A 13,851-nucleotide genomic window follows, 5' to 3' on the forward strand; every position below is an offset into this window, starting at 1 on the left:
CGGGGCCGCGGTCCCGGGCGCGGCGCGCACGCTCCTGTCGGCCGGCGCGCAAGCCTTCGCGTTCCAGGACGCCGGCTGACGGGCGCCTGCGCCGCGGGCCGCCGGGCCCGGGACGGCCGGGCGCGGCGCCAGAGCAGCATCCGATCACGCTGCGATCGGCCGCTGCTCCAGGTTTTTCATCCTGCCGCATTTTCCGCGGCGAACCGGTGTCCACTTCGCCGGAAAATGCTCTAGTGCGACTTCCGCTCGGGAAACAGCTCGTCCCAGGTCAGCCGGATCGAGCGGATCACCCGGCCGTCCTCGTCGCAGATCTCCAGGCGCCACTCGGCGGAGTCGAGGATCAGGTCGCCGTTGTCCCGCATCGCGTCGATGACCGAGATCGCCTCGGCCTCCGCCTGCTCGAGATTGTCGGCCTCCACGCCATCGGGATCCTCGATCTTCGCAGTCACGTTGATCAGATGGAAGTAGAAGCGCTGGGGCATTTTCCACGATCGCTATATCGATGAGAGAGCTGACATCAGGGAGGCGAAGCCGCCAGTAGAGCACCACGATGTCTCACAGGGTCCGGGATTTGACGAAATCTCTGGCGCATCTCAGCCGCGGGAGCCCTCACGCTACATCACCTCGGGCAGCCTGTCCCGGCGAAGGGGCACGGATTCACCGCACAACCGAGGCGAATGTCCCCGTTCGCTGTCAGGACTTTCACCCCTGGATCAGGGGGAACCCGCGACGCGGCCCGCGGCCGGCCGGGCCAGGGGGCTCCCGCGCGCCCGCACCCGGGGCCCGGCCGCGGCCCCGGGGGGCGCCGCTCCGAGGCCCCTTGCGGTCACGCGCTCCCTCGGGCCGAACCGGCACCCACGTCGGCCGCGCTAGGTGGCGCGCGGGCGGCCCCGGCCGCCCGGCGCCGCCCCGCGGGCCTCCTCGCCCGCGGCGGCGCGCTCCGTCCGGCTGCGGCCGAGGCCGTTGTTCCTGGCGAGCTCGGAGCGCTGCGCGGCGTAGTTCGCCGCGGTCATCGGATAGTCGTGCGGCAGGCCCCATTTCCGGCGGTACTGGTCGGGCGTGAGCCCGTACCCGGCGAGATGCCGCTTGAGCATCTTGTAGGGCCGGCCGTCCTCGAGGCTGATGATGTGGTCCGGGCTCAGCGTCCGCTTGATCGGCACCGGGGGCTGCGGCTTCTCCGGCTCGGCGGCGGGCGGCCGGCCCAGCTCCGCCAGGGCCGCGTGCACGGCGGCGATCAGGTCCGGCAAGGCGCCGGGCTGGATGACGTTGTTCGCCACGTAGGCCGTGACGATGTCGCTGGCCCGCTCGATCTGTTCGAGGGCGGACGCATTGCTCCCGCTCAACTGACCGCTGTCGCTCATCTGACTGATTCCTGCTCTGGAACCTCGACAGACGAGGCAGGTATCGACTGGCGACCGGCCTGGATAGTCAGGCTTATACCACCTCGGGGCCGACGCGGCGGCGGCGCCAGGCGTCCCGGCGCCGGCGGGCGCTCACGCCGGGACGCCCGCGAGGATCGGCTCGGCGGCGGGCCGCACGTCGGCCCGGGCCGGGCGCCCGTCCGTCGCGGGCGCGGCGGCGACCGCGGCGAGCACGTAGAAGCCGAGCCCGAGATCGATGGTGGTGCCGGCGATGCAGCCCGCGATGACGACCGCCAGGCAGGCGGACCCCGCGGCGAGGCGGATCGCCCGTCCCTCGGGATCCGGCTCGCTCCACGGCGCCGAGACCGCCAGGGCGATGAAGCTCCAGTAGAGCGCGGCACCGACGACGCCGATGCTCGCCAGCGTGGCGATCATGAAGCTCGAGGCGCGCGTGCTGCCGACGCCGATGCCGAGGCCGTAGCTGTCGAAGAAGTTCACCAGGGCCTGGCTGTTCCAGCTGCTGCGCTCGACGGCCGAGGCGGACACGCCCTTGGCGAACACGATCTGGTCGAGCACGGCGGCGAAGTAGGACGCCGTGGCGTCGCTGTGCGCGATGGCGAGGAGGGCCGTCGCCACGATGAGCGGGGCGATGCCGATGAAGGCGGCGCGCCGGAGCTGGATCGCGCCGAGGACGAGCCGCACCGCGTTCCCGCAGTAGATCAGGCCGAAATAGATCGCGATCCCGACATAGGCGGTGGTCGAGGTCGACACGAGGAGCGCGGCGAGGAGAAGCAGCGACAGGGGCCCGGTCAGGCGCGACCGGTAGCGGCTGAGCCAGAGGTTGAAGTTGAAGGCGAGCAGCGACAGCGTCACGGCCCCGAACGACGAGGCCTCCGTGAAGGAGCCGACGACGCGCTTGATGCCGGCCATCTCCGTCGCGTCGAGCATGTTGTAGGTCGAGTTCCGCATGAACCCGAGGAGGCTCGCGGTCCCGGTCGCGAACGTGACGTAGTCGAGGATCGCGAAGCCGATGTTGAGGAAGCCGCAGGCGATCACGGCGTCGGCGATGCAGCGCCGCCCCCCGCGATCGGACGAGAAGCCGAAGAAGATGCAGAAGCAGACGAGGTCCCCGACGAAGTAGACCGTCTGCGTGATGTTGCCGTTGCCGGGCGCGAGCGGCGTCATCAGGATGACGCTGCCGACGGTCGTGCGGCCGATCGAGAAGACGTAGCTCGCGTTCTGGAACAGGCGGGGCAGGAAGAACGCCGACAGGACGCCGTAGATCACCGTGACGAGGAACAGCAGGCCGGGGCCCGGATAGGCCAGCCCGCGCAGCGCCCGCGCGGCGTGCGGGCGGCGCAGGGCGACGAGGGTCAGAAAGCCGAGGAGCAGGTGGGCCGGCAGGATGTTGGCGGAGCCGAGGGCGGTGAGCACGGTCGCGGCGGCCGAGCCCAGCAGCGTCGAGCACAGGAACGCGTAGATCGCGAAGGAGCGCCCGAGGACCAGGCACAGGATCCCCGTCAGGGCGGACAGGATCCCGATCAGCTCGACCGTCATCTCGCGGCACGACCTCTCGGCTCGAGGGGTGGGGGCGATCCCGTCCGCGCCGTGCGGACGGGGGCGGCCGGACGCGGGCCCGGGCGGCCCCTCGGGGATTCCGCGGCCGCATCAGTACCAGCTGCGCGGACCACCGCGCGCGTGGTGATTCGGCGGGGCGGCGCCAGGATATTCCTGACGCCGAGGCCCGCCCACGGGGGGGCGGCGCGGGCCCCCGGGCGCGGGACGCGGGGCGCGCCCTACCGCGCCGCGTCCTGCGCCGTCATGGGCTCGGTCGGCGCGGCGACCCCTGGCCGGCCGCCCCGGTCCGCCGGGAAGGCGCGGGCCAGCACCGCGCTCAGCCAGCGCGTCCGGGCCGCGTCGAAGGCCACCAGCAGCGGCTTTGCCCGCAGGGCCGGCTTCTCGACGAAGTGCCACGACAGGGCCGCGAACACGGCGGCAAGAGGCAGGCAGACGATGATGTTCAGCCACCAGATGCGCAGGCCGGGGAACCAGTACATCATCGCCTGCTGCACGACGAACCCGTACAGGTAGACGCCGTAGGAGTAGTCCGCACCGCTCACGATCGCCAGGCGGCGCGGGTTGCACAATCCGAGATAGATCGTCACGTAGGCGAGCGTCGGGATCGCCAGGTACTCGCCGCCCGGCATGCCGTAGAGGGCGACGTACGACAGGACCGCGCAGGCGATGAACCAGGGCCGCCTGAACGTGACGGCGTCGCGGTAGAGATACAGCGAGACGCCGATCAGGAAGTCGACGATGAGCAGCGAGCCGGGCAGGATCCCGGGCGGCGGCACGTAGGTCCAGTCGTACTTCGCCAGGTGGGCGACGAAGTAGAGGAGCGTGAGCCCGACCACGGCCGCCGGCGCGACGGACCGGAACCGGCGCAGGCCGAAGGCGATCAGCGCGGCCATCACGATGTAGCACTCGAGCTCGTAGGGCACCGTCCAGAGCTGGGCGTTGACCATCCTGGGGAAGGGCGTCTCCGCGAACACGCCGGGCAGGTAGTAGTGGATGTGCCCCGTCACGTTGAGCAGGTAGGCGCCGAACTCGGGGTCCGTGAAGTAGTGCGCCAGGGGCAGGGCCGTCACGAACGGGCCGATCAGGAACGCCGACAGGATCACCTCGACGCTCAGGGCCGGATAGATCCGGATGGCGCGCAAGCCCAGGAACATCGTGATGGTCTTGCAGCGCTCGAAGCTGCCGGCGACGAGGAAGCCGCTGAGGATGAAGAACATCGGCACGACGGCGCGCAGGAAGGGCCCCATCGGGGAGACCCAGAGCGCCTCATCGACGGCTCTGCCGTAGCTGGTGCTGAAGCTGTGCATGGCCACGACCGCGAATGACAGCGCGATTCGCAAATAATCGAAGCCGGCCGGACGGCCGCCCGCCGCTTGCAGCTGGTCTCCGAGCGTCCGCGCGCCCGCGTTCGGCAGCAAGCCGCGGGCAACGCTCGACAAAGTCGGCGTATGCAAGCCGGAATCATTCCGCAACGACATGCCAACCCCCTTCCGTGACACGGGATGCGTGCTTTCCCCGGCATTCTTGTTCAGTTTCTACTCCGTGTCCGTCAGGTTTTGCCGAGCGCTGCGAGGTTCGGAGCGGCCGGAACCGGCCGGCTACTCGCCGCCTGCCGCAATGGAGCCCCGCGCCCGCGTCCGGGCGATTGCGCGTGAACCCGGATCGAGCGGCCGGGACGGCGGGCCGCGTCGGGAAAAGGCTGACGCGGCGGGCCGCAAATCCCGAGCGCCGGCCGCGGCGCGGCGCGGTATCGGTGGGACCGGGCCGGCGACCGCCTGCGCCGGGCCGCCACGCGCCCGGCCACCGCTCCGCCGGGCCGCCCGGTGCCCACGGGACGATGCGGGAGCCTTCGCATGAAGCCCAGTTGCGTATGCTATGTGACCGACCGGAACTACCTGTTCATCACGCTCGTCTCGGCGATCCAGGCGCGGCGCAACATCTCCTCGCCGTCGACCGACGTCATCATCCTGTCGATCGACGGCGGGCCCCGTGACGAGACCTACCGCCGGGTCTGCGACCAGGAGGGCATCGTCTTCCTCGACGTCGCCGCGCACGCCGAGGCCGTGCTCAGGAGCGCCCTCGGCGACGCCTACCGGACGGGGTTCTCGGGGCGGATCTCGGCGGCGACGCTCGTGCGGCTCGTGATCTCGGAGTTCGTCCCCGGCCACTACCAGCGGATGCTGTACATCGACGGCGACACGCAGATCTACGCGTCCCTCGATCCGCTGCTGCAACAGGACATCCCGGTCGGCAAGTTCTTCGCGGCCCGCGACTACATGTCGGTCATGCGGCGCGCCGGCCTGTCGATCCCGGAGAAGTTCAGCCCGGATTTCGACCGTCTCGGCCTGCCGCCGGCCCGGCGCGACAGCTACTTCAACGCGGGCGTGATCCTGTCCGGCTTCGAGGACTGGAAGCGGATCGGGAAGACGGCGCTCGACTATTTCGTGGCGTCGGGCACCCTCAAGTTCCACGACCAGGATGCCCTCAACGGCGCCTGCTGGGAGCAGCACCTGCTGCTGGCGAGCCGCTGGAACTTCCCGCGGCAGTTCATGCACCTGCGGCCGCTGCTGAGGGACCGGCCGGACATCATCCACTTCATGGCGAACCCCAAGCCCTGGCACGGGGCGATCCTGCCCTGGGGGACCCGGGAGCACCGCGCCTACACCGAGGTCGTGCGCCGGCATCCGGCGCTCGCGGGCGACATCCCGCGCCTGTCGGCCCTGCGCCTCAACGCCTACCGGGTCAAGTCCACCTACTACCACCTGCGCGGCCAGCTCGACCGGGCGCAGAACCGCAGGATCGCGCAGGTGCTCGACGAGCCCCGGGCCGGGGCGCCGTCGCGCCGCGGCGGCCGGGAGGTCGCGGCCGACCCCGCCTTCCAGCCGCCCCCGGCCTGAAGGGCCGCCCCGGGGCGCGGCCGTCGCGCCCGGGCGCGACCGTCGCGCTTGGGCGCGACCGTCAGGGAAAATCCCACAGCCGCCGGGGCCTTTGCCGGCATGCGGCCGCGGCCGGCCGGCGCTAGACAGGATCGGTCGTCCGCGCATCGCCCGCGTCTCGCGGCCGGCCACGGGCCGGGCGCGTCGTAGTCTCAGGAGTTCCATGCCGATGCGCGTCGCAATCGTCCATTACTGGCTCGTCGGCATGCGCGGCGGCGAGAAGGTGCTGGAGGCGCTCTGCCGCATCTACCCGCAGGCCGACATCTTCACGCACGTCTACGACCCGTCGGCCATGAGCGAGACGATCCGGAGCCGGAACGTCCAGCAGAGCTTCATCGGCTCGCTGCCCTACGCCCGCAAGCTCTACAAGAACTATCTGCCGCTGATGCCGATGGCGCTGGAGCAGCTCGACCTGCGCGGCTACGACCTGATCCTCAGCAGCGAGGCCGGCCCCGCCAAGGGCATCATCCCGCCGCCGGGCGCGCTGCACATCTGCTACTGCCACTCGCCCATGCGCTACATCTGGAACATGTTCCACGACTACCGGGCCGGGGCAGGCTTCCTCAAGCGCGCCCTGATGCTGCCGGCGGCCCACTACGTGCGCAACTGGGACGCGGTGTCGGCCCAGCGCGTGGACCACTTCGTGGCGAATTCCCGCACCGTCGCCGACCGGATCGAGCGCTACTACCGCCGGGACGCCGAGGTCATCCCGCCGCCCGTCGCGGTCGACGACTTCGAGATCGTGCCGGAGGCCGAGCGGGGCGACTACTACCTGATGGCGGGCGAGCTCGTCGGCTACAAGCGGCCGGACCTCGCCGTCGAGGCCTTCAACGCGATGGGGCGGCGCCTCGTGGTGGTCGGGGGCGGCGAGATGCTGGAGAGGATCCGGCGCCTGGCCGGCCCGACCGTGACGGTGCTCGGCCCCCAGCCCTTCGCGCAGCTGCGCCACCTCTACGCCCGCTGCCAGGCGCTGGTGTTTCCGGGCGAGGAGGATTTCGGCATCGTGCCGGTCGAGGCCATGGCGAGCGGCCGGCCGGTGATCGCCTTCGGGCGCGGCGGCGCCACGGAATCGGTCGTGGACGGCCAGACCGGGCTGTTCTTCCACGAGCAGAGCGCGGCCGCGATCATCGAGGCCGAGCAGCGCTTCCGCGCGACGACGTTCGATCCCGCCCTCTGCCGCGCCCAGGCCGAGCGCTTCGCCGCCGCCCGCTTCGAGCTCCGGATGCAGGCCTTCGTGGAGGCGCGCCTCCGCCAGGCCCGGGCGCCCCGGCGGCCCCTCGTGCCGACCCTGGTGTCCGTCAATGGTTGAGGTCCGGGCGGGAGGCCGGCGTCCCGCCGCGCGCGCCCGGGGCTGGCGCCGCGCCGCGGGAGCGATGCTCGCCGCGGGCCTTCTCGCCGGCGCGCCGAGCGCCCGGGGCGAGGCCGCCGGCGAGGGCCGGGAGCGGGCCGCGATCAGGGCCGCCGACCTCGTCGACTTCATCGGCGTCAACACCCACGTCGCCTACACGGACAGCCGCTACGCCGACGCCCGGAAGGTCGTGGAGGCCCTGGGCTACATCGGCGTCACCCGCGTGCGCGACAGCATCCCGAACCCGTCGCTCCCCGGCAACGGCTGGTACAACTACCCGACGCTCGCGCAGGCGGGCATCCGCTTCAACCTCGTGGCCGGGGGCAACGACGTCGACCTGAAGGCCACGGTCGAGCGCCTCGAGCAGCTCGAGCAGCGGGCGCCCGGCGCCGTCGCGGCGGTGGAGGGCCCCAACGAGTACAACAACTGGCCGTTCCCGTTCGAGGGCCGGACCGGCAACGACGCCGCCGTGGCGTTCCAGAACGGCCTCGACGCGCGCCTGCGCGGCAGCCGGCTCCTCGACCGGGTGCCGTTCTACAACCTGACGACCTGGCCGCCCGCCTTCGGGCGCTACGATCTCCTGACGGTCCACATCTACCCCAAGCACGGCGAGCAGCCGCGCGCCGTCATGGCCCACGAGGTCAGGAAGTTCGCCCACGACGGGCGCTTCTTCCCGGCCTCCCTCACGGAGATCGGCTACTACACCCTGCAGAAGAAGATCGGCTGGGGCGGCGTCGACGACGTCACCCAGGCCCGCCTGACGCTGAACACGCTGCTCGTGGCCAAGCAGATGGGCTTCGCGTCGGTCTACCTCTACGAGCTGCTGGACGCCTACCCGGACCCCGGGAACACCGAGGTGGAGCGCCATTTCGGGCTGTTCTCCTCCGACTACGCGCCGAAGCCGGCCGCCACAGCCCTGCGCCGGCTCACCGCCGCCCTCGCCGACCCGGGCGAGGACCGGCACCGCTTCGCGCCCGCGCGCCGGCGCTACACCCTGGAGACCGAGGGCGCGTTCGACATCCTCGCCTGCGAGAAGTCCACGCGCGAGACCGTCCTCGTGGTGTGGGACGAGCGCCCGGTCTGGGACGCCGACGCGCTCGCGCCCCGGCCCGTCCCCGAGCAGCCCGTGCGGCTCGTGCTCGGCGAGGCGCGCCAGGTCCTCTCGGTGACCGACCTCGTCACCGGCGAGGCCCTCCCGGCGCCGCCGCAGCCCTCCGATGGCCTGACGCTCCCGATGCGGGGAAACCCCGTCGCGGTCGTCGTCCGGTAGGCCGGGCGCGAGGCCGCGCGGCCGCGCGCCCGCGTCAGGTTATGCCCGACATCGGCGTCGGATGTGCATGGCGGCCGAGGTCCGGGACATCCTCTAGAACACGACAGGATCGCTCGGGCCGGGGGCGCGCCGGGAGGCAGGGGTGCGAACCGCCCTCCCCCTCGGCTCGCCGCGGCCGCGCCGCCCCCACCGCGAACCCACGAGGCGAGCCGCCGATGAACCTGACGCGACTGACCGACGCGCCGATCCGCATCGCTCCCGGCGAGGTGCCCGTGGTCTCGCCCGTGCGCAACGAGATCGGGCTCCTGCCCCATTTCCTGCGCCACTACCGCGGGCTCGGCGTCACCACGTTCCTGTTCATCGACAACGGCTCGACGGACGGCAGCCTCGAGTACCTGCGCGCGCAGCCGGATTGCCACCTGTTCCAGTGCCTCGATTCGTACCGCGAGGCGGCCTACGGCATGGCCTGGGTCAACCGCGTCCTCGCCGAGCATTGCGAGGACCGCTGGAGCGTGGTGGTCGATTGCGACGAGTTGCTCGTCTACGGCGAGTGCGAGTCGGTCGATCTCGCGACCTTCTGCGCCGGCGTGCAGGCGAAGGGCTTCGACACCGTCGCGGGCGCCATGATCGACATGTATCCCGGCGGCAGCTTCCTGGCGAGCACCCTGGCGCCGGACGACGACCTCACGGAGGTGATGGGCTACTTCGACTCCGAGTACCTGTTCCGCCCCTGGCCCCGGCGCCCCTGGGACAGGCCGTCCCGCCAGTTCGACCTCCAGGTCATCGGCGGCCCCCGGCTGCGCCTCCTGTCGAGCCTCGCGGCCGAGCGCCGCCGGGGCGCCCTGCACTACACGCTCTGCAACCAGGTCGACCGCTTCATCTACCGCGTCCCGCTCTCGTGGGTGAGCACGGTCGCGGCGCTCTGGCCGAGCGAGCTGCCGGCCCAGCAGAAGCGGCCGATCAACCTCGTGCGCAAGGGCTTCCGGTTCTACGAGGGGCACAGCAACTCGAACGTCGCCTACGCGGACGAATCCATCGCCCTCCTGCACTTCAAGCTCTGCGACGAGATCCAGAAGCGGCTGAGCCAGCCGACCCTCCTCGAGAACCACTACCGCCGCGGCCTCGGCTACGAGCAGCTGCGCCGGGCGGTGGTGCGGTGGGGCGAGGCGCCCCTGACCTATCCGGGCAGCCGCCGCTTCCGCACCTCGCGCGATCTCGCCGACCTCGGCCTGATCGGTCCGACCGTCCCGCGGCTCTGGCGCGAGCCGGGCCTCGCCGCGATCGTCACCCCGGCCGGGCCCGCGGGGCCGGCGCGCGCGCATCCGGGGCCCGGTCCCGCGCACGGCCGCGCCGCGCCGCGCGGGATCGCGGCGCCGCACGGCGCCGGCAGGAGCTGACCGGTCGTGTCGCTCAACACCAGCCGCGCCTCCGCGTGGTCGTTCGGCGCGCGGCTCGTCGCGCAGATCTCCGGCATGCTGCTGCTGCTCGTGGGCGCGCGGGTGCTGTCGGCGGCCGAGCTCGGCTTCTTCGCCCTCGCGTCGGCGGTCGCGATGCTGATCTCGCGGCTGGCCGAGGCCGGCTGGACCCAGTACGTGATGGCCTGGGAGGGCAGCCGCCTCCCGGCCGCGACGGTGTTCTGGACCGGCCTCGGCGTGGCCTCCGCGGGCGGCGCCGCGGGGGTGCTGGGCGGCCTCGGCTACGTCTGGCTCGGCGGCGACGGCCCGTTCGGCTGGCTCCTCGCCAGCCTCTCGGCCCTGATCCCGTTCGGGGCCGTGACGGCGCTGCAATACGGCATCCTCACCCGCGACGGCCGGATCGGCGCCATCGCGGGCATCACGATCACGAGCGACCTCATCGCGCTCGCGGCCGGCGTCGCGACGCTCGTGGACGGCGGCGGGGTCCTGGCCCTGCTGGTGAACCGCGCCGTCATGACGGCGGTGTCCCTGGCGGCCTCCGTCGCGGTCGCGCGCTGGGTCCCGCCCTTCGCCCTCGAGCGGGCCGCGGCCCTGGCGGCGGTCTCGTTCGTGCGGCGGCTCACGGCCACGCAGCTGATCGAGTTCGCCAAGACCTACGGGGCGGAGTTCGTGCTCGCCCTCGTCCTCGGGGCGGCGGAGGTCGGCATCTACCGCCTCGCCTCGCGGGTGGTGGGCGCCATCAGCGAGCTCTTCTCCGAGCCGCTCCGGATGCTGTCCTGGGCGACCCTGTCGCGGGCGCGGGCGAAGTCCGACGCGGGGTGGAAGCCCGGCGCCGACGGGGAGCGGATCGTGTTCAGCACCGCGCTCCTGGCGCTGCCCTCCTTCATCGGCCTCTCCCTGGTGGCGGGCCGGACCGTGCAGGTGCTCATGGGGGAGGACTGGGCGGCGGCCGCCCCGGTGATCGCGGTCCTCGCCATCGCGCGCCTGTTCGCCCTGCCGAGCATCGTCGCGGAGCCGATGCTCGTCCTCGTGGGCCAGGTCAGGCTCCTGCCCCTCATCACGGTCCTGTCCTCGGCGGTCAGCGTGCTCCTCCTCCTCGGGCTCGCCCCCTACGGGCCGGTCGGCGCGGCGACGTCGCAGCTGCTGTCCGCGCTCCTGACGCTCCCGGTCGTCATCTGGGCGCAGGTGCGCTACGCGGAGGTGCGCTGGGCCTCGATCCTCCACGAGCTGAAGGCGGCCGCGGCCGCCGTCGCCGTCCTCGCGGCGGCCGTCGCCGCGGTGTCGTGGAAGGCCAGCGAGTGGCACCTGCCCTCCTGGCTGTCGCTGTCGGCCTGCATCGTCGTCGGCGGCACGATCTACGCCGGCCTGATCTTCCTGTCCTACCGCGCCTACTGCCGCACCGTCCTGCTGGCGTTCTTGCGCCCTTGAGGGCGCGCCGGGAGGAGAGGAGCGGCGCGGAGAGCCCCCTCCCCCGCCGGCGGGAACGGCCCGTCGAGGGAGGCGGGCCGTCCAGCCCGAGGCCGCCCGACAATCCCGCAGCGTCGAGCGGAGCGCCGAGAATCCCGGCAATCCGGCTCAGGACTGATGAAATATTCAGCTTGAGAGATCAGAACCCGGATACCTAAGTAGTCTGCCGCGAGTCCGAGGCGGGCGGGCCTGGGATCCCGGCCTCGTCGCCGCGACCGGTCTTCACGGTGCAGAGTCGACGAGCCCCGAACATTGTCGAACCATGTCGCTTCCACGCATCGACAAGATCCCTACGCAGAGGCCGGATCGTGCAGGCGTCCGTCGCGCCGGACATCGCCCGGACGAGGGGTTCTCCTGTGACTATAGCGGATGGTCGGGCTCGGACACGACGTTCTTCGATACGATCTCCGTCTTGTCCGGATCGATTTGCGCTGCTCTACAGAGAGTGCGCGCGCCGCAGCCCCCGATGCTGCGCGATCAACGCGCGTGCCGTTCCGCCAGGTGTCGTCGCGTTCCCGGAAATACCACGGACGTCACGCTGCTCGCCCGGACGCGCGCTCATTGAATGAACCGCGAGATATTCCAAGTCCGGCGTCGCCAAGCCCAGAACAGAGCCTGGAACGAGCCGGCTCATCTTCGAGGCAAACAGCACATCCGCTGCCGCGGCAATATCCGGCGGGGGGAGCACAGGAAAACTCTCTTATTCCGGATGAGAACGTCCTGTTCGCCGGTCCCGCCGGAGCTTAGCCCCCGACTCCACGAGGATGTGACCGCTACATGTTAGATCTTGGCTGCCGCGAGCGCACGGGGGAGCGCGGCGAAAGAAGCAATGGCGTGACTGCGACGGACGTCATGGCCCGGCCTCGACATCGACCCCCTCACCTGTATTGCGTTTTCATTCGAGGTGACGAAATTATGTGCGCGATACGGCGTCTGAATTCACCGCTTTTCGGCCAGTTTAGGGCGCGCGCGTGAGGTTCCTGCTACAGCACAATCTGTGGAGAAACGAACGTCACCAATGCAAAATAATGCAGATACATACTGCACAAACATTGAACATCTCAGATTTATCAAATGATAGTGATTCGTCTGCAACCCCATGGTGAGATAGTCGTTATGCAAGGTACGCGAGCGCCATCGTGCTGAGCACGTAGGCCCATCGGACCTCTCATCAGAAACGTCTCAGGATGACCGGATTGTTCGTTGCAGGCTCGGAGTCGAGCCGGCAAGACCTGCTCTTCGCGCCGGAGGATGAAGGCGACCCAGGCAAGGCGCGTTCGGCCGGCCGCGCGGCACGGTCGCGGCAGGGCGGCCCCGGGCGGCCGGGAGCCCGGCGGCTCCGCGGCGCCGGCGGCCGCGTGGCTCCGGACGAGGCGGCCCATCACCCCTCTGCGACCGCGGATCGAGGAGAGGCCATGCCGGCCAAGCGCCTCCGGGACGAGCGCCGAGGCGGCCTGACCCGGTACCTTCGCCTCGTCGTGCGAGGCCTGCGCCGCCTGCGGCCGCGGCGCGGGCCGGAGCGGTGCCGGTGCCTCTCGCGTCCCCAGGGCGGCGGCCCCGGCGCCTGCGCGGAGCCCTGCGCGGCGGCGCGGTCCCTGCTCGAGCGGGCCCGCCAGGACGAGCGGGCGCGGCTCGCCCGCGACCTGCACGACCAGGCCGGCCAGCAGATCGCCAGCCTCAAGCTCGGCCTCCAGCTCCTCGGCCGGGACGTCACGCCCGCCGGGTCGGCCCGGCTCAACGCCCTCGTCGGCCACGTCGACGAGCTTGCCCGGGACCTCAACCGCGTCGCCGCGGAGCTGCGCCCGGCGGGCCTCGACGACCTCGGCCTCGTCCCGACGCTCCAGGCCATGGTGGAGGAGTGGAGCCTCGAGCGGGGCATCCGGGCGAGCTTCGCCGCGCACGGCCCGGAGGGGACGCTGAGCAGCGACGTCGACGTGACGCTCTACAGGGTGGCCCAGGAGTCTCTTACAAATATCTCCAAGCATGCGTTGACGGCCACTTCGGTTTCAGTTATTGTGCATCGCACAATTGGCGCGATTGAACTCGTGGTCGAGGACAACGGTGACGGCTTTGAGGTGCCTGCACTTCAATCGAAGAGCGGCACATCTCAGCAAAGCGGGCATGGCGTTCTCGGCATGCGTGAGCGGCTCACCCTCGTCGGCGGTCGACTTGAGTTGGAATCCACGCCATCGGTCGGCACGCGGGTCCGTGCATGGGTTCCTTGCGGGGTGATCTGACATGAACTCGTACGCGACCAGCGCGATCCGCGTCCTCATCGCGGACGATCATCCGGTCTTCCTCGGCGGCGTGCGCGCCCTGCTCGAGGGCGTGCCGGACCTGACCGTCGTCGGCGAGGCGAGCTCGGGTGCGCGCGCCCTGCGGCTCATCGCCGAGACCCGTCCCCACGTCGCCGTCCTCGACGTCTCGATGCCGGAGATGCACGGCATCGCGGTGGCCAAGCAGCTCGCCGCCGAGG

11 protein-coding genes are annotated in these 13,851 nt (G+C 71.2%); 7 read left to right on the plus strand and 4 right to left on the minus strand.

Annotated elements, in window-relative coordinates; all coding sequences use genetic code 11:
* Positions 1–230 precede the first annotated feature (230 nt).
* The 4 genes from DT057_RS35705 to DT057_RS30450 form a co-directional block, all read right to left on the minus strand.
* Positions 231–482, minus strand: a complete 252-nt coding sequence (locus tag DT057_RS35705; RefSeq protein WP_162501549.1) for a DUF6894 family protein — start codon at positions 480–482, stop codon at positions 231–233.
* A 387-nt stretch (positions 483–869) separates the two neighbouring features.
* A complete protein-coding gene (locus tag DT057_RS30440; RefSeq protein ID WP_128565802.1) occupies positions 870–1,361 on the minus strand; it encodes a Ros/MucR family transcriptional regulator in 492 nt (163 codons plus the stop codon).
* A 132-nt stretch (positions 1,362–1,493) separates the two neighbouring features.
* Entirely contained in the window at positions 1,494–2,918 is a 1,425-nt protein-coding gene (locus tag DT057_RS30445) for a hypothetical protein (protein WP_128565803.1), read from the minus strand.
* Positions 2,919–3,157: 239 nt separating this feature from the next.
* Positions 3,158–4,393, minus strand: a complete 1,236-nt coding sequence (locus DT057_RS30450) for an acyltransferase family protein (RefSeq protein WP_420870340.1) — start codon at positions 4,391–4,393, stop codon at positions 3,158–3,160.
* A 399-nt stretch (positions 4,394–4,792) separates the two neighbouring features.
* Here DT057_RS30450 and DT057_RS30455 point away from each other — a divergent pair, with 399 nt between their 5' ends.
* The 7 genes from DT057_RS30455 to DT057_RS30485 all read left to right on the plus strand — a co-directional run.
* Positions 4,793–5,836: a glycosyltransferase family 8 protein gene (locus tag DT057_RS30455; RefSeq protein WP_128565805.1), complete on the plus strand. Its 1,044-nt coding sequence runs from the start codon at positions 4,793–4,795 to the stop codon at positions 5,834–5,836.
* Positions 5,837–6,044: 208 nt separating this feature from the next.
* On the plus strand, positions 6,045–7,184 hold the full coding sequence (locus DT057_RS30460) for a glycosyltransferase (protein ID WP_128565806.1): 1,140 nt from the start codon (positions 6,045–6,047) through the stop codon (positions 7,182–7,184).
* A 64-nt stretch (positions 7,185–7,248) separates the two neighbouring features.
* The gene (locus tag DT057_RS30465; RefSeq protein WP_128565807.1) at positions 7,249–8,493 is read left to right on the plus strand and encodes a glycoside hydrolase 5 family protein; all 1,245 of its coding nucleotides are present in this window, start codon (positions 7,249–7,251) and stop codon (positions 8,491–8,493) included.
* Between the two features lie 215 nt (positions 8,494–8,708).
* Positions 8,709–9,890, plus strand: a complete 1,182-nt coding sequence (locus DT057_RS30470) for a glycosyltransferase family 2 protein (RefSeq protein ID WP_162501551.1) — start codon at positions 8,709–8,711, stop codon at positions 9,888–9,890.
* Between the two features lie 6 nt (positions 9,891–9,896).
* Positions 9,897–11,336 carry an oligosaccharide flippase family protein gene (locus tag DT057_RS30475; RefSeq protein ID WP_128565809.1) on the plus strand — a complete coding sequence of 480 codons (1,440 nt, stop codon included), beginning with the start codon at positions 9,897–9,899 and terminating at the stop codon, positions 11,334–11,336.
* Between the two features lie 1,454 nt (positions 11,337–12,790).
* Complete coding sequence (locus DT057_RS30480; RefSeq protein WP_162501552.1) at positions 12,791–13,612, plus strand: sensor histidine kinase; 822 nt, start codon at positions 12,791–12,793, stop codon at positions 13,610–13,612.
* 1 nt (position 13,613) lies between these two features.
* The coding region (locus DT057_RS30485) for a response regulator (RefSeq protein ID WP_162501553.1) at positions 13,614–13,851 on the plus strand (238 nt) is incomplete at its 3' end.

It is taken from the genome of Methylobacterium crusticola, assembly GCF_003574465.1.
Classification (GTDB): Bacteria; Pseudomonadota; Alphaproteobacteria; order Rhizobiales; family Beijerinckiaceae; genus Methylobacterium; species Methylobacterium crusticola.

Coding starts and splice junctions, on each gene's coding strand:
- DT057_RS35705 (WP_162501549.1), bottom strand. CDS start 482: ATGCCCCAGCGCTTCTACTTCCATCTGATCAACGTGACTGCGAAGATC.
- DT057_RS30440 (WP_128565802.1), bottom strand. CDS start 1,361: ATGAGCGACAGCGGTCAGTTGAGCGGGAGCAATGCGTCCGCCCTCGAA.
- DT057_RS30460 (WP_128565806.1), top strand. CDS start 6,045: ATGCGCGTCGCAATCGTCCATTACTGGCTCGTCGGCATGCGCGGCGGC.
- DT057_RS30445 (WP_128565803.1), bottom strand. CDS start 2,918: ATGACGGTCGAGCTGATCGGGATCCTGTCCGCCCTGACGGGGATCCTG.
- DT057_RS30455 (WP_128565805.1), top strand. CDS start 4,793: ATGAAGCCCAGTTGCGTATGCTATGTGACCGACCGGAACTACCTGTTC.
- DT057_RS30480 (WP_162501552.1), top strand. CDS start 12,791: ATGCCGGCCAAGCGCCTCCGGGACGAGCGCCGAGGCGGCCTGACCCGG.
- DT057_RS30470 (WP_162501551.1), top strand. CDS start 8,709: ATGAACCTGACGCGACTGACCGACGCGCCGATCCGCATCGCTCCCGGC.
- DT057_RS30465 (WP_128565807.1), top strand. CDS start 7,249: ATGCTCGCCGCGGGCCTTCTCGCCGGCGCGCCGAGCGCCCGGGGCGAG.